The organism is Brevundimonas sp. (assembly GCF_016742135.1).
Lineage (GTDB): Bacteria > Pseudomonadota > Alphaproteobacteria > Caulobacterales > Caulobacteraceae > Brevundimonas.
This window is the reverse complement of sequence record NZ_JACVCG010000001.1, coordinates 167983-187129: the sequence shown is the minus strand read 5'-3', so window position 1 is coordinate 187129 and position 19147 is coordinate 167983. Positions and strand designations below refer to the sequence as shown.

Genomic DNA, 19147 nt, shown 5'->3' with positions numbered 1-19147 from the left:
TGCGCGGTCGCGAAGGATGCAGGTTGGAATATGCGTGTGGCGCAGGTACTCGCTCTCGAAACGCACGATCACTCGTATATTGCACCGCACACGAAAGAAATTGCCTATTGCGCCGCAATAGGCTCCTATCCGGTTCCGGGGGTCGGGTTCAGTCGAAACGGCCTCTATGCCTCCTCCCTGAGCTCCCGGATCCTGCCATGACCCCCTCCCCGCTTCTGGCCCACCAGGCCGCCCTTCAGATCGACTCCGCCGCCACCGGCTGGATCCTGACCTCGACAGCCCTGGTCCTGCTGATGACCCTGCCGGGGCTGGCGCTGTTCTATGGCGGGATGGTGCGTCGCAAGAACCTGCTGGCGACGGTGGCCCAGTCGACGGCGGCGCTGGCGATCGTGACGGTGCTGTGGTTCGTCGCGGGATACAGCCTGTCGTTCGGACAAGGGCCAGACGCGATCAATGGGCTGGTCGGCGGGCTGGACGCCGCCTTTCTGAATGGCGTCGGGATCGCGACGGCCCACAGCGTGTCCCCCGCCCTGCCCGAGTTCCTTTGGGTCGCCTACCAGCTGACTTTCGCCATCATCACGCCAGCACTGATCGCCGGGGCCTTTGCAGAGCGGATGAAGTTTTCGGCGTCCCTGCTGTTCTTCGGCCTGTGGCACCTGATCGTCTACGCCCCGATCTGTCACCAGGTCTGGGGCGGCGGCTATCTGGGCAACATGGGCGTGCTGGATTTCGCCGGGGGGGCCGTGGTGCACGTCAATGCGGGCGTGGCCGGTCTGGTCTGCGCCCTGGTGCTGGGACCTCGCCACGGGTTTGGGCGGGACAATATGGCGCCGCACAATCTGTCGCTGACGGCGATCGGGACCGGGCTGCTGTTCGTAGGCTGGCTGGGTTTCAACGCCGGATCGGCCTGGGCGGCGGACGGCATCGCCGCCGTGGCCGCGCTGAATACCATTCTGGCGGCGGCGGCTGCGGCGCTGGGCTGGATGGCTGTGGAGTGGATCGACCACAAAAAGCCCACCCTTCTGGGTCTGCTGTCCGGCATCGTCGGAGGTCTGGTGGGCGTGACACCGGCGGCGGGCCTGGTCGATCCGAAGGGCGCCTTCCTGATCGGCGCCATCTCGGGACCGGCCTGCTATTTCGGCGCGGTCTGGTTGAAGCGCGCCCTGAAATACGACGACAGCCTGGATGCATTCGGCGTGCACGGCATGGGCGGAATCGTCGGCGCCCTGCTGACCGGCGTCCTCGCCAGCGCGGCGATCAATCCGGCGGCGGAGGGCGCTTCGATCCTCAACCAGGCGCTGGGTCTGCTGGCCGTGATCGCCTGGAGCGCGATTGGTACCGCAGTCGTGCTGATGATCTGCAAGTTCACCACGGGTCTGAAAGTCACGCGCGAGCAGGAGATCGAGGGGCTGGACGTCACCCAGCACGGCGAGGGGCTGCACTAGCCCCGACCGTCACATCATGGCGGCGGGCTCAAGACGATAGGTGACGCCCCCCGTGTTGGCTTCCAGAAGGTCCGGTCCGGCGCGGCGGAAGCGCAGGATCGGCTCGCCGCCGGCGTCCAGCAGGGCAACGGCGTCATCCATGACACGCCATCCCGTGGCACGAGCCAGAATCGTGCCTTCGCATCCTTCCAGATAGACGCCGTACACGCCGTCCTGTCCGATCTTCTGCAGGGCAATGCGACAGCCCGTCTGATCGGGACGGTCCGAGGCCTGGAGCGCCCAGAACCCGTTGACGGTGTCCGGACCCAGCGGGCCGGGGTCCTGAGCGGCAGAGGAGGGGACGTTGGACATGGCTGTGTTTCCTGAAGGGGCCGCTGCGTCGGTATCGGCGGCCGTGCAGGCACCGGCCGCCAGTGTAAGGGCGATCAGCCCGCAAAGTCCCGGTCGAATTCCGTGCATCGCTTCAGGCTCTCCGGTCTTGGGACGTCAATACGCCCCCTGAGCCCTATCTCGGTCACCGTTCAGTGGCTAGACTAAGGCCTTCACCGGTCGAACGTCGGCCGAACCCTTGAGTTTCGCGTGTTCAACGACCTGATCCCCCGCAAACCCGGGACCGAGCCGCTGGCTGATGCGGTCAAGGCCTGTCGCCCTCACCTGGTCTGGGCGGCGATCTTCAGTGCGCTGGTGAACCTGCTGTATCTGACGCCGACCATCTACATGCTGCAGGTCTATGATCGGGTGGTGCCGACTGGGGGCCTGCAGACCCTGTTGCTGGTCAGTACCATCGCCGTCTTTGCCCTTGCCACCCTGGCGCTGCTGGACTGGCTGCGGACGCGGCTGCTGGTACGGGCGGGCCTGAGGCTGGACCGGCTGCTGGTCGGGCGCCTGCTGGGACGCGTCGTCGACCTGCAGGTTCAGTCGCCCGGCAGCCAGGTGCTGCGCGAGTTCGACCATGTGCGCACGGCCGTGTCGGGTCAGGGGGTGCTGTCGCTGTTCGACGCACCCTGGACGCCGATCTACATCGGCTGCTGCTTTCTGTTGCACCCGGCCCTGGGCGCGCTGACGCTGGTCGGGTCCATCATCCTGCTGATCCTGGCGGTGTTGAACGAGCGCGACAGCCGCCCACGCCTGAACCAGGCGATGAAGGATTCCCAGGTCGCCTATGCCGCCCAGGAGAGCATGGCCGGGCAGTCGGAAGTGGTGCGCGCCCTCGGCATGCGGCAGGCCGGCATTGCCTTTCAGGTGCAGCAGCGGCAGGTCGCCACCGCGCGGCAGGTCGAGGCCCAGTTCACCGGTGGACGCTATACCGGCATCATCAAATTCCTGCGGCTGATGCTGCAGTCGGCCTCCCTGGGGCTGGCGGCATTGCTGACGGTCCAGGGGCATATTTCGGCCGGGTCCATCATCGCGGCGTCGGTCCTCCTGACGCGGGCGGTACAGCCCATCGAACAGATGGTCGGCGCCTGGCCCACCCTGGTGCAGGCCAAGGCATCCTGGAAGGCGCTGATCGACCTGTTTGCCTCGACCGCACGGGTCGATCGGGTCACGACCGCCTTGCCGACACCCGAGGGACGGCTGGAGCTCGAGCAGGTCACCGTCCGCCTGCCGGGCAGCGAAGCGCCGCAACTGCGCGGCATTACCCTGGCGCTTGAGCCGGGACAGGTGCTGGGCGTGATCGGACCCAGCGGATCCGGCAAGACGACCCTGGCCCGGGTGGTCGCCGGAGCCATTCCGCCGACCTCGGGATCGGTGCGACTGGACGGGGCCGACTATGAGGCGCGCGAAGGGGACACCCTGGCCGAGTACATCGGCTATCTGCCCCAGGTCCCGGGCCTGTTCGCAGGGTCGGTGAAGGACAATATTTCGCGGTTCCGCTCCGCCCTCGGCATAGGCTCCGAACAGATCGACCGCGAGGCGGTGGCCGCGGCCAAGGCAGCGGGCGTCCACGAGATGATCCTGCGCCTGCCGCACGGCTATGACACCGTCCTGGGCCACAACGGGGCGGGCCTGTCGGTGGGCCAGTCGCAACGCGTCGCCCTGGCCCGGGCGCTCTACCGTGATCCGGTTCTGCTGGTGCTGGACGAGCCGAACGCCAATCTGGATCAGGAGGGCGAAGCGGCCCTGACCCAGGCCATCAAGGGGGCGACGGCGCGCGGAGCTTCGGTGCTGATGGTGGCCCACAGGGCCGGAGTGCTGGGCGTGGCTGACCGGCTGGTGATGCTGCGCGAGGGTGCGATCCAGATCGAGGGACCGCGCGACGAGGTCATAATGCGGCTGAACCCCGGACGGGCGAAACCCACCGTCGTGCCGCCGCCCGGAGCCCAGTCGGCATGAGCGAGCTGGACTTCCCTGATCTGGGCCGCACCGCCCCGGCACCGGCCCCGCCCGCGGAGGTGCCTGTCGCCGCCGGGCCGGAGGGCCCGGACGATTCTCCGCGCAGCGAGATGCTGGTGGGCGGTGCCATCATAGCCCTGTTCTTCGTGCTGTTCCTCGGCTGGGCAGCATTCGCGCCGCTGGATGCGGGTGCCTATGCCAGTGGCCAGGTCTCGGTCTCGGGCAATCGTCAGGCCGTCCAGCATCGCGACGGCGGTGTCGTCAGCGCCCTGCACGTAGCCGAGGGCGACACGGTCGAGGCCGGACAGATCCTGATCGAGGTCGCCGGGGGCGAACTGGCCGCGACCGAGCGGGGGCTGACCGGACAGGTCGTGGCCCTGCTGGCACAGCGCGCCCGCCTGGAGGCCGAGCGGGACGGTCGGGGCGCGATCACCCCGCCCCCCGAATTTGCCGAAATGGCGGAGGCAGACCGGGCCCTGGCCGATGAGGCCATGGCCCTGCAGCGGCAACAGTTCATCGCCCGCCGGACCGGGCGCTCGACCGAGCGGGGCGTTCTGGGCCAGCGCATCAGCCAGCTGCAGCAGCAGGTCTCGGGCTATGAGCGCCAGCTGGCCGCCAACGCCGAGCAGAAGCGATTGATCGAGGACGAACTGGCCGATGTCCGCCGTCTGGCCGAGCAGGGCTATGCCCCCATCAGCCGGGTGAGGGCCCTGGAGCGTCAGGCGGCGGCACTGGACGGCGAGGCCGGTTCGCTGCGTGCCGAGATCGCCCGCGCCAATGAGGCGATGGGCGAGGCCCGGCTGCAGATGTCGGGCGTCGGCACCGACATGGACGAGGACGTCACCGAACAGCTGCGCGCGGTCGAGGTGCAACTGAACGAGCTCCAGCCCCGCCTGACCGAAGTACGGGCCCAGATCGAGCGCAACCGCGTCCGGGCCCCGGTATCGGGCCAGGTCGTCGGCCTGACTATCTTCACGCCCGGCGGCGTCATCCAGGGCGGCCAGACGCTGATGGAGATCGTGCCATCCAATGCCTCGCAGGTGATCGTCGCCCGGATCAATCCGAACGACATCGACAATCTGCGCGTCGGCCTGCTGACCGAGGTGAAGTTTCCGGGCCTGAGGACGTCGAACCCGCCCGTTCTGCGTGGCCGGGTCGAACGGCTTTCGGCCGACAGCTTCACCGAGGAAGGCTCGAACGCCCGCTATTTCCGCGCCGAGATCGTCGTCCCGCCTGAGGAGCTGGCCAAGCTGGGCCGGGGTGCCGACTCGATCCGTTCGGGCTCACCGGTCGAGGTGGTCATCGTCCTGCGCCGCCGGACCCTGCTGCAGTATATGATCGAACCTCTCGCGCGCGGCCTGTGGCGCACGGGGAGTGAGCTGTAGACTTCCTAATCCCGATCGGGGGCACCGAGCGGGAAGTAGTGTCGGTACGGGCGGGCTTCCTCGAGCGCGCGTGCGAAGGAGGGTCGGGCAAGCAGGCGCGCCCGGTAAGCCTTGAGATGCCGCAGGCTGTCAGGAATTGGGTGGGTCCAGTCAGCGTAGAATAGGGACGGAGCGGCGGCACAGTCGGCCAGGCTGAAGCTGTCCCCGACCGCCCATGTCCGGGCCGCCATACGCGCGTCCAGCCAGGCGTAGCTGGTCTCCAGCATCCTCCGCGCCTCCTCGACGCCGTAAGGATCGCGATCCTCTGCCGGGCGAAGGGCATTGAAGGTGAATTTGCCCTGGGGCGTCATGACGTAGTTGTCGAAGACCCGGTCCAGCATCCGCACCTCGAGCGCGAGGTCGAGGTCGTCAGGGATCAGTTTTACCGGACCCGGATGGTGGATCTGGAGGTATTCGATGATGATCGAGGTTTCGAGCACGACACGACCGCCGTCCCGCAGGATCGGAAAGCGCTTCATCGGCCAGAGCGCGGCCAGCTCTTCGGTCACCTTCGGATCTTCAACCATCCGCAGTGTGAAGGGGGTATCGTTCTCATAGAAGGCGATCAGCGCCTTCTGGCAGTAGGACGAGAACGGGTGCGCAAAGAGTTCGAGGCTCACGAGAAGGCCCTCGGCTCGCGCCCCTCGATCACGGCGACGAGGTTATCGACGTGCCAGGCCGTACCGTGCTCACGGCCCTGTGCCGCTTCGATGCCGCCCGAGAAATAGGCGCCCTGCTCCGTGTGCAGCAGGCGGGTCCCAGCTCCCTCCGCCCGGAGCTCGATTGTCTGGAGGGAGACCGAGAGCTTGTCCGCGTTGTGGAACAGGTCGTAGACGAGGATGATCCGCTCGTTCGGGACGATGTCGTGATAGACGGCCTGAAAGTCACTGGTCAGGCCGCTGGGCCAGCGGGCATGAAACCGCTCGCATCCGCCGACCCGGAATTCGAAATCGCGGTGCAAGGTCTCGATCTCCGCCGGGGCCTTGAACCAGGCCATCTTGGCCTCCAGCGTCGCATAGGCGGCAAATACACGTTCGGGCGGGGCATTCAGAACGCGCTCGATGGTGAAGGTCGCATGGGTCAGGCTCATGGGTTTTCCCCTGAAGACGTTTGGGCGAGATAGGCGTCCAGCTGGTCGTAGCGCTGTTCCCAGAAACGTTTGTGCTCGGCGATCCAGGCCTCGACGCGGGTCATGGCTTCGACCTCGAGCGTGCAGGTGCGCACGCGCCCGACCTTTTCGCTTTTCACGAGGCCGGCGTCCTGAAGAACCTTCAGGTGCTGGACCACAGCGGACAGGGTCATGGGCAGAGGTGCGGCCAGCTCGCTGACCGAGGCGGGACCGCGCGCAAGGCGTTCGACCATGGCCCGCCGACCGGGATCGGACAGGGCCTGGAACGCCAGGTCAAGAGGTTGCGCCTGATGCTGTAGCATTGACTTAAGTATTGTGCCGCGCCCGGCGGCTGTCAAGCGTACGGTTCTGACAGGGTTGCGGCGGGTCTTCGGTCAGGCCCCCGCCGCCGCCTTCGCCCGCTGGCGGAAGCGGTGAAGCAGCGGCTCGGTATAGCCGTTGGGCTGGGTGGTGCCCTCGAACACCAGGGCGCGGGCTGCGGCAAAGGCGAGGCTGTCGTCGAAGGCCGGTGCCATGGGGCGGTAGAGGGGATCGCCCGCATTCTGGGCATCGACCTTTGCCGCCATGCGGCGCAGGGCGGCGTCCACCTGCTCCGCATTGCAGACGCCGTGCAGCAGCCAGTTGGCCATATGCTGGCTGCTGATCCTGAGCGTCGCGCGATCCTCCATCAGGCCGATGTCGTGGATATCGGGCACCTTCGAACACCCCACCCCCTGATCGATCCAGCGGACGACGTAGCCGAGGATGCCCTGGGCGTTATTGTCCAGTTCCTGCTCAATCTCTTCGGCGCTCCAGTTGCGGCCCTCGGCCAGCGGCGGGGTCAGCAGGTCCTCGATAGGACGGGGGATAGCGTCCCCCAAGGCCGCGCGGACGGCGAAGACGTCGGTCTGGTGATAGTGCAGCGCATGCAGGGTCGCGGCCGTCGGCGACGGCACCCAGGCGGTGTTGGCACCGGTCTTCGGATGGGCGGCCTTTTCCTCCAGCATCTGCGCCATGCGGTCGGGCGCGGCCCACATCCCCTTGCCGATCTGGGCCCGGCCTGACAGGCCGCATTGCAGGCCGATGGTGACATTGCGCTGTTCATAGGCGGCGATCCAGGTGCTGGCCTTGATCTCGCCCTTGCGGACCACCGGCCCGGCTTGCATCAGGGTGTGAATCTCGTCGCCGGTGCGATCCAGGAAGCCCGTGTTGATGAAGACGATCCGGTCCTTCACCGCGTGGATGCATGCGGCCAGGTTTGCGGAGGTGCGGCGTTCCTCGTCCATCACCCCGACCTTGATCGTATGGCGCTCCAGACCCAGCAGGTCCTCGACCGCGTCGAACAGGCGGTTGGTGAAGGCGCATTCGTCCGGACCGTGCATCTTCGGTTTGACGATGTAGATGGACCCCTCGCGGCTGTTCCGATGCGCCCCCAGCCCGCGCAGATCGTAGAGCCCGATCAGGCTGGTGAGGATGGCATCCAGGATGCCCTCAGGCGCTTCCGATCCATCGGGCATCAGGACAGCGGGCGTCGTCATCAGATGGCCGACGTTCCGCACGAACAGCAGTGACCGGCCCGGCAGGGCGCCCTCGGTGCCATCGGGCGTAACATAGCTGATATCCGGATTGAGCCGGCGGGTCTGCGACCGGCCTCCCTTGTCGAAGGTCTCGGCCAGATCGCCCTTCATCAGGCCCAGCCAGTTGCGGTAGGCCGCAACCTTGTCCTCCGCATCCACACAGGCAACCGAATCCTCCAGATCGACGATGGTGGTCAGGGCCGATTCCAGCACGACATCGGCGATGCCCGCCGGGTCGGTGCGTCCGATCGGGTGGTCCGGGTCGAACACCACCTCGATATGCAGGCCGTTATGGCGGAACAGGCGGCCGCGCGCGGTCTGGCCCACATACTGGCGGGGGTCCCGAAGGGCGATGCCCTGATGCGGGTGGCTGAGGTCGGACCAAGAGCCTTCGACCAGCGGCAGGGCCTCGTCCAGAAACGCCTTGGCCCGTGCGACGACACGGGCGCCCCGATCCCCGTCATAGCCGCCCGGTGGGGGCAGGTCGCCGAGCGCGTCCGTACCATAGAGGGCATCATAGAGACTGCCCCAGCGGGCGTTGGCGGCATTCAGCACAAAGCGGGCGTTCAGGACCGGCACCACCAGTTGCGGCCCGGCGCGGGTGGCGATCTCGGCATCGACATTGTGGGTGCCGATGGTGAAGGGGTCCGGTGCCTCGACCAGCCAGCCGATATTGCTCAGGAAGTCACGCTGGGCGGCCACATCATACGGCTGGCCCCTGTGTTCAACATGCCAGGCGTCGATGCGGCGCTGAAGGTCATCGCGAATCGCCAGCAGGTGTCGGTTCTCCGGGACGGCCCAGTTCAGAATGACGCGTACGCCCTGCCAGAATCCGGCCCCCTCCATGCCCAGCCCCGGCAAGACCTCGTCCTCAAGGAAGGCCGCAAGGACAGGCGCGATGGTCAGATCGGCACGGACGGGCATGGGCAGGTCTCCGACGTTCTCAGGCGCCTGTAACATTCCGTGATGACCCCGCGTAAGTCGAGGCACATTTTGCGGCGCAGCGGATCAGCGCTGGGCTCTGGCGTCGAATGCGGCGCGGGCCGCCTCGATGTTCTCCAGATTGGCCTCGGCCCAGCCCCAGACACCGCAGAAGGCCTCGGCCAGCGTCCGGCCCAGATCCGTCAGGGCATAGTCCACACGCGGCGGAATGACCGGGTGGACCGTGCGCGTCACCAGACCGTCGCGTTCCATTTGGCGCAGGGTCTGGGTCAGCATCTTCTGGCTGATATCCCCGACGTGCCGCCCCACCTGAGTGAAACGGGTCGGACCGTGCTCTTCCAGGACCTCGAGGATCAGCAGGGTCCACTTGTCCGCCACGCGGCCGATCACCTCCTTGACCAAGGCCTCGACGCGCGGATCGGCGGGCAGGTCGGTGACAGGGTCCTTAATGCGGGCGGGCGCAGGTGCCGTCATGGCAATCACTCTCCGTCGGGTAAGTACAAATCTTATCGGTGCTTTCTTACCACAGGTGCGTGGATTGCCCAGTTTGGAGGTCGCGAAAAGGAGACCCCCATGGATATCGCCAACGACACCATTCTCATCACCGGCGGCAGCGCCGGCATCGGCCGGGCCCTCGCCGAGGCCATGCACCGCGACGGGGCGAAGGTCATCATCACCGGACGCCGCGAGCACGCCCTGCGCTCGGTCGCGGAGGCCAACCCGGGCATGGACTGGGCGGTGCTGGACATGACCGATGCCGACGCCATCGCCGCCTTTGCCGCGCAGGTCACCCGCGACCACCCGCCCCTCAATGCCATCATCCACAACGCCGGCATCATGGAGGTCGAGGACCTGACCGCCGGCGCCTGGGACCTCGACCGCGTCAACCGCACCCTCGACACCAATTTACTCGGCCCGATCCGGCTGACCGCCGGCCTGATCGGCCACCTGAAGCGCCAGCCGCGGGCCAGTATCATGACCGTGTCGTCGGGACTGGCCTTTGTGCCGCTGGCGGCGACTCCGATCTATTCGGCCACCAAGGCGGCCATACACTCCTGGACCCAGGCCCTGCGCAGCCAGCTCAGGGATACCGCCATCGAAGTGCTGGAGCTGACCCCGCCCGGTGTCGCTACCGATCTGATGCCGGGCCATGCCGAGAACCCCGCGTCCATGCCGCTCGATGCCTATATCGCCGAAGTCATGGACCTGATCCGCTCGGGCAATACCCCGGCCGGTGAGATTCTGGTGGAGCGTGTCAAACCGCTGCGCTTTGCCGAACGGGACGGCTATGAGGCGGTTTACGCCCGCCTGAACGGCGGCTGATCGCAGGAAAGAGCGAGGGTCGGCCTTGACTTGGCCGCAATGGAGGCCCACTTGCGCTGCATCGCACAATCGCGATCCCCGGTGCGCTCCAGCGCGTGTGGGTCTTCTGAAGACTGGAAGACCTGACTGTAGCAGCGGCCGGCCCTCAAGATTCATTCGCTGCCCGGACACGCGGGGTAGCGCCCGTTCCACCCGGTTTCGCAATCTCGCGGCCCGGACTGGCGGTGCGCTTCCCTGTGGTCGCGCGATCCGGAAGGCCTGGGCCTTTATCGGAGCGTGGCAAGCCTGAAGCCCCCGCCGCATGCGAAAGATACACGCGTCATGAACGCAACAACTCAAAACCAGACCCTGCCGAAGACCTTCGCCGAAATGGGGTTGAACCCCGCCCTGCTGCAGGCCCTGGCCTCTGAAAACTACACCACCCCCACGCCGATCCAGGCCCAGTCCATCCCTGACGTGATGACCGGCCGTGACCTGCTGGGCATCGCCCAGACGGGCACCGGCAAGACGGCGGCCTTCGCGCTGCCGATCCTGCACCGGCTGGCGGCCAACCGCGTCGCCCCCCTGCCCCGCACGACCCGCTGTCTGGTGCTGTCGCCGACGCGCGAACTGGCGTCCCAGATCGCCGAGAGCTTCAAGACCTATGGCAAGCATCTGGGCTTCCGCGTTGCTGTGATTTTCGGCGGCGTGAAATACGGGGGCCAGGAACGCGCGCTCAGCCAGGGCCTGGACATTCTGGTGGCCGCGCCCGGCCGCCTGCTGGACCATATCCAGCAGAAGAATCTCGACCTGAGCGCAACGGAAATCTTCGTGCTGGACGAGGCCGACCAGATGCTGGACCTCGGCTTCATCAAGCCGATCCGCCAGATCGTCAGCCGCATTCCGGCCAAGCGCCAGAACCTGTTCTTCTCGGCGACCATGCCGTCGGAGATCGGCAAGCTGGCGGCTGAACTGCTCAAGGATCCCAAGCGGGTCCAGGTGACGCCGCAGGCCACCACCGTGCAGCGCATCAAACAATCGGTCGTCTGGATCGAACAGGGTCGCAAGCGCGCCCTGCTGACCGAGATGTTCAGTGACCCCGGCTATACCCGCTGCCTGGTCTTCACCAAAACCAAGCACGGGGCGGACAAGGTGGCCGCCTATCTCGAAGCGGGCGGTGTCGAAGCCGGCGCCATCCATGGCAACAAGAGCCAGCCCCAGCGCGAACGCACGCTCGAAGCCTTCAAGAAGGGCAAGCTGAGGGTGCTGGTGGCTACCGACATCGCCGCGCGCGGTATCGACGTGGACGGCGTCTCGCACGTCGTCAACTTTGAGCTGCCCTATGTGCCCGAAGCCTATGTGCACCGCATCGGCCGGACGGCCCGCGCGGGCGCCGACGGCACCGCCATCAGCTTTGTCGCCGGTGACGAGATGAAGCTGCTGAAGGACATCGAAAAGGTCACCCGCCAGAAGATCCCGGCGATCGACCGCCGCAACGACAAGGCACTGGGCGCGCTCGACGCCGCGATCAGCGCGGCCGGGGTCGCCAAAAAGCCGACCCTGCCCGAGCGTGAGGGTCGCCCGGCCCGGGACGGTGAGGGTGAAGGCCGCCGTAACCGGGGCGGCCCGCGCGGCAACTCCCGCCGCAGCGGCGGGCCCAAGGGCGAAGGCCAGCGCGCTCCCCGCCCCGAGCGATCGTCGTACAACCCCATGGCCACCGAACAGGGTGGCGCAGGCTCGCCGCCTCCGGTGGCGAAGCTGAAGCGCCGCCGTCGTCCGGGCCGCAAACCCGTTACCGCAGCCAACTGATCCTCGACATACCCCCTTCGCCAACGGAGGGGGTATCGTTTGAATGAACTTGTTTGCATTTTAAACTTGTCTGTGCGATTCAGCCACTTTCACTGGAGGCTGACCCATGTCCCTGACCCCGTCCCACCCCGCCGACCAGCGCCTGCATGGGCTGGACGCCCTGCGCGGGTTCGCGCTGCTGCTCGGCATTGTGCTGCACGCCAGCCTGTCCTTCTTTCCGGCGCAGACCTGGATTGTGCACGATGTGAGCACGTCGATCGGGGCCGCCTGGCTCTTCTTTGCCATTCACCTGTTCCGCATGACGGCCTTCTTCCTGATCGCCGGCCTGTTCGCCCACATGCTGCTCGGCCGCCAGGGATGGCTCGGGTTTGTGAAGGACCGCCTCATCCGCATCGGAAGCCCCTTGGTCGTCTTCTGGGTGCCGGTCATGGCCGGGATCATCGTCGCCCTGGTCTGGAATGCCCATGCCAGCGGGCTGATCACGCCCGGTACCGAGCCCCCACCGCCGCCTACATATGACTGGACCAACTTTCCCCTCACCCATCTGTGGTTCCTGTGGGTCTTGCTGATCTTTTACGCCGCCGTGCTCATCCTGCGTGCACCCCCTGCCCTGCTGGACCGCAATGGCGGCTGGGCGCGGGTGACGGATCGCTTGACCGGAGCCCTGATTGGTCCCTGGACTCCCTTGCTCCTCGCGCTGCCGCTGGCCTTCGCCTTCTGGAGCGATCCTGACTGGATTGCCTTCTTCGCCGTACCCACGCCCGATGAGGGCCTTGTACCCAACCCCTCCGCCCTTGTCGGCTTCGGCACGACCTTTGGGCTCGGTTTCCTGCTGGACCGCCGCCGCGACCTGCTGGCGCGGATCGCCGGCTGGTCACCGGCCTTCCTGCTCCTCGCGGTCGGGAGTGGCACCGCCGGCTATATGATGGCGGGTGGCCCGAACCTGACCCCGATGGCGGAACCGACCGTCGAAAAGGCCGTCACTGCCATCATCATCGCCATCGCGATCCATGCATCGGCACTGGCGGCCATGGGCCTCTGCCTGAAGTTTCTGTCCGCACCCGGGAGCGTGCGCCGCTACCTGTCGGACTCGTCCTACTGGGTCTACGTCGTTCACCTGCCGCTGGTGATGCTGGCCCAGGTCTGGGTCCAGGACTGGTCGATCGCCTGGTGGATCAAGCTGGGTGCCGTTTCACTGGGCGTCCTGGCCATCTGTCTGGTCACCTATGAACTGCTGGTGCGTCACAGCTTCCTCGGGGGCTGGCTGAACGGGCGGCGCATCCCCTGGAAGCGTCAGGCCCGACCGGCCCCGGCACTCGCCGAATAACATCTTGCCAAGCCCCCCCGGCTCGTCCACCCACGGACGAGCCGGCTCCGGAGACTGACCATGCCCGCCAAGCCCCGACTGCGTTCCGCCGAGGACGATCTCGCCTTCATGCGTTCGATCATCGAACGCGGCGGACGCCCCCCGATGACCCTGGCCATATGCTATCTGGCGGGGGGCCTGCTGTATGGCCTGCAATGCCTGTTTCACCTCGGGCAGGCGACCGGCCTGATCCGGTGGCCAGACCTCGCCAACCTCGCCTTTGTCGTCGGCATCAGCGTCAGCTTTCTGTCGGTGCTCACCTGGGTCATCCTCAAGGACCGCAGCACCGGGGGGACCAGACGCGGCCCGATGGCCAGCCGCACCCTGAACGCCGCCTTCAACGCCACCGGCATGGCCAATCTGGCGGTGATCATCGTCTTCGGTGTTGGCGCTTACCGGGATCAGGATTTCGCCATCTGGCTGTATTATGCCGCCATCGTTTTCGCTCTGCAGGCCGCCGCCTGGTTCATGGCCTGGACGCTGAAGCGCAAACGCTGGATGCTGGCTACGGCGCTGGGCGGCTGGGTTACGGCGGTCGCGCTGGGCGTGCTGGTGCGCGAACCCGTGCTCTATCTCTGCGTCTGCACGGTCGCCCTCTTCCTGCTGTTCGCCCTGCCCGGGTGGATCCTGTTCCGCGACGCCCGCACCGCGCCGGTCGAGCCCTGAATCATCATGGGTCTGGCCGGTCTTGGACAGATTGACGAGGTCATCCACGGTCGCATGCGGCTGGGGATCATGGTCTATCTCGCCGATGTCGAGACGGCCGACTTTACCGAACTGAAGACCGCGCTGGAGGCGACCCAGGGCAATCTGTCGGTCCACCTGAAGAAGCTGGCCGAGGCGGGCTATGTGTCCATCGACAAGAGCTTTCGAGACAACAAGCCGCTGACCGAAGTCACGATCACCAAGGACGGGCGACGGGCGTTCGCCGCCTATCTTGAGGCCCTCAGCGGCCTGATCGGCGGGGGCGTATGACCGGCCCTCGCGTCATGGGCATCGTCAATGTCACGCCCGACAGCTTCTCGGATGGCGGGCGACTGGCCACGGTTGAGGCGGCCATCGCTCACGGGATGCACCTGGTTGACCAGGGTGCGGCTATTCTGGATGTCGGCGGGGAGAGCACCCGCCCCGGCGCCGAACCGGTTGCCGCAGCAGAGGAACTGGAACGGGTCCTGCCGGTCATCGTCGGCCTTCGCGCCCGATGGGACGGCCCCATCAGCATCGACACGCTCAAGCCCGTCGTGGCCCGCGCGGCGGTCGGGGCCGGGGCGATCATGTGGAATGACGTGAGCGCGCTGGGCGCCTCGCCCGACAGTCCAGCCATTGCCGCCGACCTCGGTTGCGACGTCGTGCTGATGCACATGCAGGGCGAGCCCCGCACCATGCAGGCCGATCCCCGCTATGGCGACGTGGTGACCGAGGTCCGCGACGCGCTCGTTCACCGAGCCGAGGTTGCCATGGCCGCCGGTGTGCCGCGCGAGCGCATCTGGCTGGATCCCGGCATCGGCTTCGGCAAGACACTGGCGCACAATCTGGCGCTGATCCGGCGGCTGGATGCCCTGATCGACACGGGTTTCCCGGTTCTGTTTGGCGCCAGTCGCAAGCGGATGATTCAGGCCATTGATCCCTCGGCGACCGATCCGATGGACCGGCTGGGCGGGTCGCTCGCCCTGGCACTGGAAGCCGCGCGGCGGGGGGCATCCATTCTCCGCGTCCACGATGTGCGAGAGACGGTTCAGGCGCTAAGGATTCAGGCGGCCCTCGCGGCCGAATCATCCCTCGATTGAGCCGCCGACATGAGCGTTCCGCATCTGGCCCCCATCCTGCTGCTGGTGGTGTCGAATGTCTTCATGACCTTTGCCTGGTACGGTCACCTCAAGTTCGATACCAAGCCCCTGTGGGCGATGGTGATCCTGAGCTGGGGCATCGCCTTCTTCGAATACTGGTTCGCCGTGCCGGCCAACCGCATCGGCTATCAGGTCTATACAGCCGCTGAGCTCAAGACGATTCAGGAGGTCATCACCCTGCTGGTGTTCGCGGTCTTCTCGGTGACATGGCTGGGTGAAAAGCTGACGGTGAACCATTTCATCGGCTTTGCCCTGATCGCAGGCGGCGCATGGTTCATCTTCCGGGGGCCGCTTTAGCGATCTTCTCCCGACAGCCGCTCCTTCCGGCGGTCGGACCCAGCCGTGACGTTCCGCGGGCGCTTGGCGAAATGCCGCCGGTATCCCTATATCGTCCGACCGGCCTCATCGGGGGCGAGACTGAGAGGCCGAACCCATGACCCTCACCCAGGGCCGTCGTTTTCTTCCCTCGCTGAGCCTCCAGGTGCTGGCGGCGCTGGCACTGGGTTTGATTGTCGGGGCCATCGCCCAGTCACGGGGTCTGCCGGGCGGGGCCGAGACGGCCAGCTTCATCGGCTCTCTGGGTCAGCTGTGGCTGAACGCCCTGAGGATGACCATCGTGCCGCTGGTCTTCTCGCTGCTGGTCACGGGCATCGCCTCCATCGCCGGGGCCGCCCACGGTCCGGGCCGGGCGGGCCTGCTGGCCGGACGGGCGCTGATGGTGTTTGCCATCCTCATCGCCGCGGCGACCGTCTATGCCATCGGCGCGGCCTATGGGCTGCATGCCATCTGGCCGATCGACCCCGAGGGCGGCGCCCGCCTGATTGCCGGGGCCCCGCCCAGCCCTGAAGGCGTGGGACCGGGTGCCCCGTTCGGGGAGTTCCTCAAGACCTTGGCCCCGGCCAATCCGATCCGGGCGGCCGCCGAGGACGCCATTCTGGGGCTGGTGGTGTTTGCCGTCTTCTTCGGCTTTGCCGCCACGCGCCTGCCCGACCGGTTGCGCCTGCCGCTGGTGACCTTCTTCGAAGCCGTGGCCGAGACCATGATCGTCATCGTGCGCTGGGTGCTGATGGCAGCTCCCATCGGCGTCTTCGCCCTGGCGCTGGGCGTGGGCCTGACGGCGGGCGTCGGGGCCGCCGGAACGCTGGCCCATTATGTCGCCATCGTATCGCTGGCCACCATCGGCATCACCCTGCTTTGCTACCCGCTTGTGGTGGCGTTCGGAAAGGTCAGCCTGGCAGGCTTTGCACGGGCTGCCGCCCCGGCCCAGGTCGTCGCCTTTTCGACCCAGTCGTCGCTGGCCAGTCTGCCGGTCATGGTCGAGCGCGCGGTCGATGCCCTCGGCGTGTCACGCCCCACGGCCGGGCTGGTGCTGCCTCTGGCTGTGGCCGTCTTCCGCATCACCAGCCCGGTCGCAAATCTGGGCGTCGTCATCTATTGCGCCCACCTGTTCGGGATCGAGCCGACCGCCGGTCAGCTGGTAGCCGCCGGCCTGACCGCGGTACTCGTCAGCATCGGCTCGGTCGGCCTGCCGGGCCAGATCAGCTTCTTTGTCTCGATCGCGCCGATCTGCATCGCCATGGGCGTGCCGCTGGAGATCCTGCCCCTGTTGCTGGCGGTCGAGGTGATCCCCGACATCTTCCGCACCGTTGGCAATGTCACGGCCGACATGGCCGTGGCACGGATTGTCGAGGACGAGGTCGGGGCCCCGGTCGAACCGGCCTGACGAAGCTCCGGGTCAGTTGGCGGGCGGACGACGACCCGCTTCCAGGATCGGGATACCCGCCTCGGTCGGCAGGTAGATGACCTGGCGGTCGCCCCTGCCCGCGGTTTCCTGAAGCATGTTGATATAGGCCCAGCGGAGATAGTTGTCGGGACCGCCTAGGCTTTCTGCCATGATGCGATTGGCCTCATTGGTGCCCCGTGCGCGCGCCACCTCGGCCTGGGCCGTCAGTTCGGCGGCATCCAGCAGGGCCTGGGCCTCCAGCACTCGGATGCGCCGGTTCTGGACCGCTTCCTCATAGGCCGCCTTGCCCGCCATGGTCTTGGCATAGACGTTGTAGGTCGGCATTCCGATCAGCAGGGCCACGCCAACCAGGGCGATGGCCGCCACCACCATGATGCTGAAACCTGTACCGCGCATGTCCTGATCCTCCGACTGATGGGCCCCGAGGCTGGGCGGACGCGGCCCTCGGGTCAAGCGGATCCGGTCAGTTCGGCACCAGTTCGATCAGGTCGAGGTTCGATTCATACTGGGGCCAGGGGATCACCAGGCGCCAGCGGCGTGTACCGATCCGCTCCAGCACCGCCACCATGTCCCGGTCGGAATTCTGGCCATAGGAGTTGGCCGGCGGCTCTGATCCAAGGGCCATGGAGCCCAGCATCACCATTTCGCGGTCGTTTTCCGGGAACAGCAGGCCGGACGGCCGCTGCGAGCCTGTCAGCTTGGAGAATTTGAGACCCGCGGCGGTGCGCTCGATCCGACAGTCGAACCAGCCATAGACCACATAGCCAAGACCCGCTTCTCCGCCCTGCGAGCCCAGCTTGACCGTCCGGCAGCGATAACTGCCCTCGGGCGGGATGACGCCACCCACGGCCGCGTCCGGATCAAGCAGGGCACCGAGCGCGCCGAGATCGCCCGATCCCCCCTGCCGTCGGGCCTGCTCCAGCGCCAGGCGCCAAGCCGCATCGACCCGGCCGTACCGGTCACGATCATAGGAGGTGATGATGCCACGCCAGTCCCGCAGGACCGGGCCGGAGCCATCCGGCGGGGGAGGCGGGGGCGGCGGGACATACCCCCCTCCCGCCGACGCACAGGCTGACAGGGTCAGCGCCGCAAGCGCGGTCAGTCCAACCGTGCGGACGTGGCGGGCATACGACATGGCATCTCCTTCTCGTCAGGACCGGTCCAGTGGGCCCGGGCGAGCGGCGGAGGTCAAGACCGGAGGGGTTATTCGCCGCTGTCGACGGTCTCGGCCGGAGCCTTCTTGCGGGGAGCCCGGCGGCGCGGCGCGGCCTCCTCCGAATCCGGAGCTGGCGGCGCTTCGGCGGCGCGCGGCGTCGGACGGGTCAGAAAGCCCGGCAGGGCATCGGCGTCGGACGCGTCGCGAACGGGGGCATCCTCGCGCGGGCGACGCGGCTTGCGCGCAGGGCGAGCCACAGTCTCCGCAGGGTCTTCGGTCGGGCCCACCGGGATGTCGCCCGAACCCTGCTGGTCAGCGTCGGACCGGGATTCGGAAACGTCAGAATCGCTGTCCTGAGAGGCTCTGCGACCGCGTTGCTCATCCTTGCGGCGTTCCCAGCGTTCACGACGGGTTTCGCGGCGGCTACCCCCCTCGCCCTCGCTGCGGGGCTCGCCGTCGTTGCCGCCGTCGCGGTCCCGGTCGCGATCCCGTTCCCGATCCCTGTCACGGTCACGATCACGGTCATTCGTCTGGGCCTGCTGCCCCTGCGGTTGCGGCCCCGACGGATTGCCACCGTTGGACTGGTTGTTCTGCTGGGCCTGCTGTGCCTGCTGGGCCGCGAGGAAGGCCGCCGCCTGGGCGCCGCTCTCGTCCTCGAAATCGATATCAAAGCCCTGGTTGGACAGTTCCCTCTGGGCGATTTCCGACACCGGCCTTTGCGGCTGCAGCGCCCTCAGGACGCGGAAATAGTGTTCTGCGTGCTGCAGATAGTTCTCGGCCAGGACGCGGTCGCCGGCCGAGGCGGCATCGCGCGCCAGCTGCATATAGCGCTCATAGACCGTCTGGGCATTGCCCCGGACCTTGATGTTCTCCGGCCCCTGCGAGTCCCACGAGCGGTTCGGGTTGGCGCTGTTGGTGTTGTTGCCACCGGGCTTCCTGTTGCGGCCGCGCTGGCGCTTCATGCCCTTGAAATCTCTCATAGACTCTACCGTTCCGGGAGGGTGGCCGACACAGCGGACTGTCGAGGCCGGGTTCTGTTTCGTGTCCGTGGTTCGGGAATAATCCCGCCATCAATGTCATCGGAGCCGTTGTC

The 19147-nt window shown here is 66.9% G+C and carries 20 protein-coding genes; 11 read left to right on the top strand and 9 right to left on the bottom strand.

Annotated features, from left to right (window positions below):
• Nucleotides 1-197: 197 nt before the first annotated feature.
• Nucleotides 198-1445, top strand: a complete 1248-nt coding sequence (locus IBJ06_RS00995; RefSeq protein WP_292156651.1) for an ammonium transporter — start codon at nucleotides 198-200, stop codon at nucleotides 1443-1445.
• Nucleotides 1446-1454: 9 nt separating this feature from the next.
• Here the strand turns inward: IBJ06_RS00995 and IBJ06_RS00990 are convergent, their stop codons facing one another.
• Nucleotides 1455-1796: an AprI/Inh family metalloprotease inhibitor gene (locus IBJ06_RS00990; RefSeq protein WP_292156650.1), complete on the bottom strand. Its 342-nt coding sequence runs from the start codon at nucleotides 1794-1796 to the stop codon at nucleotides 1455-1457.
• A gap of 228 nt (nucleotides 1797-2024) precedes the next feature.
• Between IBJ06_RS00990 and IBJ06_RS00985 the strand changes: the two genes are divergently transcribed.
• Together IBJ06_RS00985 and IBJ06_RS00980 are read left to right on the top strand one after the other, a co-directional pair.
• Nucleotides 2025-3779, top strand: coding sequence for a type I secretion system permease/ATPase (locus IBJ06_RS00985; protein ID WP_292156649.1), 1755 nt, complete (start codon nucleotides 2025-2027; stop codon nucleotides 3777-3779).
• Nucleotides 3776-5164 carry an HlyD family type I secretion periplasmic adaptor subunit gene (locus tag IBJ06_RS00980; RefSeq protein WP_292156648.1) on the top strand — a complete coding sequence of 463 codons (1389 nt, stop codon included), beginning with the start codon at nucleotides 3776-3778 and terminating at the stop codon, nucleotides 5162-5164. Before IBJ06_RS00985 ends, IBJ06_RS00980 begins: the two co-directional genes overlap by 4 nt.
• Nucleotides 5165-5169: 5 nt before the next feature.
• Here the strand turns inward: IBJ06_RS00980 and IBJ06_RS00975 are convergent, their stop codons facing one another.
• The 5 genes from IBJ06_RS00975 to IBJ06_RS00955 all read right to left on the bottom strand — a co-directional run bounded on the left by IBJ06_RS00975 (nucleotide 5170) and on the right by IBJ06_RS00955 (nucleotide 9304).
• Nucleotides 5170-5823 carry a glutathione S-transferase family protein gene (locus IBJ06_RS00975; protein WP_292156647.1) on the bottom strand — a complete coding sequence of 218 codons (654 nt, stop codon included), beginning with the start codon at nucleotides 5821-5823 and terminating at the stop codon, nucleotides 5170-5172.
• Nucleotides 5820-6293, bottom strand: a complete 474-nt coding sequence (locus IBJ06_RS00970) for an SRPBCC domain-containing protein (RefSeq protein ID WP_292156646.1) — start codon at nucleotides 6291-6293, stop codon at nucleotides 5820-5822. The genes IBJ06_RS00975 and IBJ06_RS00970 overlap by 4 nt, the downstream gene beginning before the upstream one ends.
• The gene (locus IBJ06_RS00965; protein WP_292156645.1) at nucleotides 6290-6634 is read right to left on the bottom strand and encodes a metalloregulator ArsR/SmtB family transcription factor; all 345 of its coding nucleotides are present in this window, start codon (nucleotides 6632-6634) and stop codon (nucleotides 6290-6292) included. The genes IBJ06_RS00970 and IBJ06_RS00965 overlap by 4 nt, the downstream gene beginning before the upstream one ends.
• A 72-nt stretch (nucleotides 6635-6706) precedes the next feature.
• Nucleotides 6707-8812, bottom strand: a complete 2106-nt coding sequence (locus IBJ06_RS00960) for a malate synthase G (RefSeq protein WP_292156644.1) — start codon at nucleotides 8810-8812, stop codon at nucleotides 6707-6709.
• Nucleotides 8813-8896: 84 nt separating this feature from the next.
• Nucleotides 8897-9304: a helix-turn-helix domain-containing protein gene (locus IBJ06_RS00955; RefSeq protein WP_292156643.1), complete on the bottom strand. Its 408-nt coding sequence runs from the start codon at nucleotides 9302-9304 to the stop codon at nucleotides 8897-8899.
• Between the two features lie 99 nt (nucleotides 9305-9403).
• Between IBJ06_RS00955 and IBJ06_RS00950 the strand changes: the two genes are divergently transcribed.
• The 8 genes from IBJ06_RS00950 (at nucleotide 9404) to IBJ06_RS00915 (ending at nucleotide 16877) form a co-directional block, all read left to right on the top strand.
• A complete protein-coding gene (locus IBJ06_RS00950; protein ID WP_292156642.1) occupies nucleotides 9404-10153 on the top strand; it encodes an SDR family NAD(P)-dependent oxidoreductase in 750 nt (249 codons plus the stop codon).
• Nucleotides 10154-10474: 321 nt separating this feature from the next.
• Nucleotides 10475-11941, top strand: a complete 1467-nt coding sequence (locus IBJ06_RS00945; RefSeq protein ID WP_292156641.1) for a DEAD/DEAH box helicase — start codon at nucleotides 10475-10477, stop codon at nucleotides 11939-11941.
• A gap of 106 nt (nucleotides 11942-12047) precedes the next feature.
• Nucleotides 12048-13268, top strand: a complete 1221-nt coding sequence (locus tag IBJ06_RS00940) for an acyltransferase family protein (protein ID WP_292156640.1) — start codon at nucleotides 12048-12050, stop codon at nucleotides 13266-13268.
• 60 nt (nucleotides 13269-13328) lie between these two features.
• Entirely contained in the window at nucleotides 13329-13973 is a 645-nt protein-coding gene (locus IBJ06_RS00935) for a hypothetical protein (RefSeq protein ID WP_292156639.1), read from the top strand.
• 6 nt (nucleotides 13974-13979) lie between these two features.
• Nucleotides 13980-14282: a transcriptional regulator gene (locus IBJ06_RS00930; RefSeq protein WP_292156638.1), complete on the top strand. Its 303-nt coding sequence runs from the start codon at nucleotides 13980-13982 to the stop codon at nucleotides 14280-14282.
• Nucleotides 14279-15094: a dihydropteroate synthase gene (gene folP / locus IBJ06_RS00925; RefSeq protein ID WP_292156637.1), complete on the top strand. Its 816-nt coding sequence runs from the start codon at nucleotides 14279-14281 to the stop codon at nucleotides 15092-15094. Before IBJ06_RS00930 ends, folP begins: the two co-directional genes overlap by 4 nt.
• A 9-nt stretch (nucleotides 15095-15103) precedes the next feature.
• Nucleotides 15104-15451: a DMT family protein gene (locus IBJ06_RS00920; protein WP_292156636.1), complete on the top strand. Its 348-nt coding sequence runs from the start codon at nucleotides 15104-15106 to the stop codon at nucleotides 15449-15451.
• A 136-nt stretch (nucleotides 15452-15587) separates the two neighbouring features.
• Nucleotides 15588-16877, top strand: a complete 1290-nt coding sequence (locus IBJ06_RS00915) for a dicarboxylate/amino acid:cation symporter (RefSeq protein ID WP_292156635.1) — start codon at nucleotides 15588-15590, stop codon at nucleotides 16875-16877.
• A gap of 12 nt (nucleotides 16878-16889) precedes the next feature.
• On the opposite strand, the gene IBJ06_RS00910 is transcribed toward IBJ06_RS00915, so the two are convergent.
• The 3 genes from IBJ06_RS00910 to IBJ06_RS00900 all read right to left on the bottom strand — a co-directional run bounded on the left by IBJ06_RS00910 (nucleotide 16890) and on the right by IBJ06_RS00900 (nucleotide 19034).
• Nucleotides 16890-17294, bottom strand: a complete 405-nt coding sequence (locus IBJ06_RS00910) for a hypothetical protein (protein WP_292156634.1) — start codon at nucleotides 17292-17294, stop codon at nucleotides 16890-16892.
• Between the two features lie 67 nt (nucleotides 17295-17361).
• A complete protein-coding gene (locus IBJ06_RS00905; protein ID WP_292156633.1) occupies nucleotides 17362-18033 on the bottom strand; it encodes a DUF4893 domain-containing protein in 672 nt (223 codons plus the stop codon).
• 68 nt (nucleotides 18034-18101) lie between these two features.
• Nucleotides 18102-19034, bottom strand: coding sequence for a DUF4167 domain-containing protein (locus tag IBJ06_RS00900; protein WP_292156632.1), 933 nt, complete (start codon nucleotides 19032-19034; stop codon nucleotides 18102-18104).
• Nucleotides 19035-19147 lie beyond the last annotated feature (113 nt).

Coding starts and splice junctions, on each gene's coding strand:
- IBJ06_RS00960 (WP_292156644.1), bottom strand. CDS start 8,812: ATGCCCGTCCGTGCCGATCTGACCATCGCGCCTGTCCTTGCGGCCTTC.
- IBJ06_RS00905 (WP_292156633.1), bottom strand. CDS start 18,033: ATGTCGTATGCCCGCCACGTCCGCACGGTTGGACTGACCGCGCTTGCG.
- IBJ06_RS00945 (WP_292156641.1), top strand. CDS start 10,475: ATGAACGCAACAACTCAAAACCAGACCCTGCCGAAGACCTTCGCCGAA.
- IBJ06_RS00900 (WP_292156632.1), bottom strand. CDS start 19,034: ATGAGAGATTTCAAGGGCATGAAGCGCCAGCGCGGCCGCAACAGGAAG.
- IBJ06_RS00950 (WP_292156642.1), top strand. CDS start 9,404: ATGGATATCGCCAACGACACCATTCTCATCACCGGCGGCAGCGCCGGC.
- IBJ06_RS00965 (WP_292156645.1), bottom strand. CDS start 6,634: ATGCTACAGCATCAGGCGCAACCTCTTGACCTGGCGTTCCAGGCCCTG.
- IBJ06_RS00915 (WP_292156635.1), top strand. CDS start 15,588: ATGACCCTCACCCAGGGCCGTCGTTTTCTTCCCTCGCTGAGCCTCCAG.
- IBJ06_RS00995 (WP_292156651.1), top strand. CDS start 198: ATGACCCCCTCCCCGCTTCTGGCCCACCAGGCCGCCCTTCAGATCGAC.
- IBJ06_RS00940 (WP_292156640.1), top strand. CDS start 12,048: ATGTCCCTGACCCCGTCCCACCCCGCCGACCAGCGCCTGCATGGGCTG.
- IBJ06_RS00990 (WP_292156650.1), bottom strand. CDS start 1,796: ATGTCCAACGTCCCCTCCTCTGCCGCTCAGGACCCCGGCCCGCTGGGT.
- IBJ06_RS00930 (WP_292156638.1), top strand. CDS start 13,980: ATGGGTCTGGCCGGTCTTGGACAGATTGACGAGGTCATCCACGGTCGC.
- IBJ06_RS00910 (WP_292156634.1), bottom strand. CDS start 17,294: ATGCGCGGTACAGGTTTCAGCATCATGGTGGTGGCGGCCATCGCCCTG.
- folP (WP_292156637.1), top strand. CDS start 14,279: ATGACCGGCCCTCGCGTCATGGGCATCGTCAATGTCACGCCCGACAGC.
- IBJ06_RS00955 (WP_292156643.1), bottom strand. CDS start 9,304: ATGACGGCACCTGCGCCCGCCCGCATTAAGGACCCTGTCACCGACCTG.
- IBJ06_RS00935 (WP_292156639.1), top strand. CDS start 13,329: ATGCCCGCCAAGCCCCGACTGCGTTCCGCCGAGGACGATCTCGCCTTC.
- IBJ06_RS00920 (WP_292156636.1), top strand. CDS start 15,104: ATGAGCGTTCCGCATCTGGCCCCCATCCTGCTGCTGGTGGTGTCGAAT.
- IBJ06_RS00980 (WP_292156648.1), top strand. CDS start 3,776: ATGAGCGAGCTGGACTTCCCTGATCTGGGCCGCACCGCCCCGGCACCG.
- IBJ06_RS00970 (WP_292156646.1), bottom strand. CDS start 6,293: ATGAGCCTGACCCATGCGACCTTCACCATCGAGCGCGTTCTGAATGCC.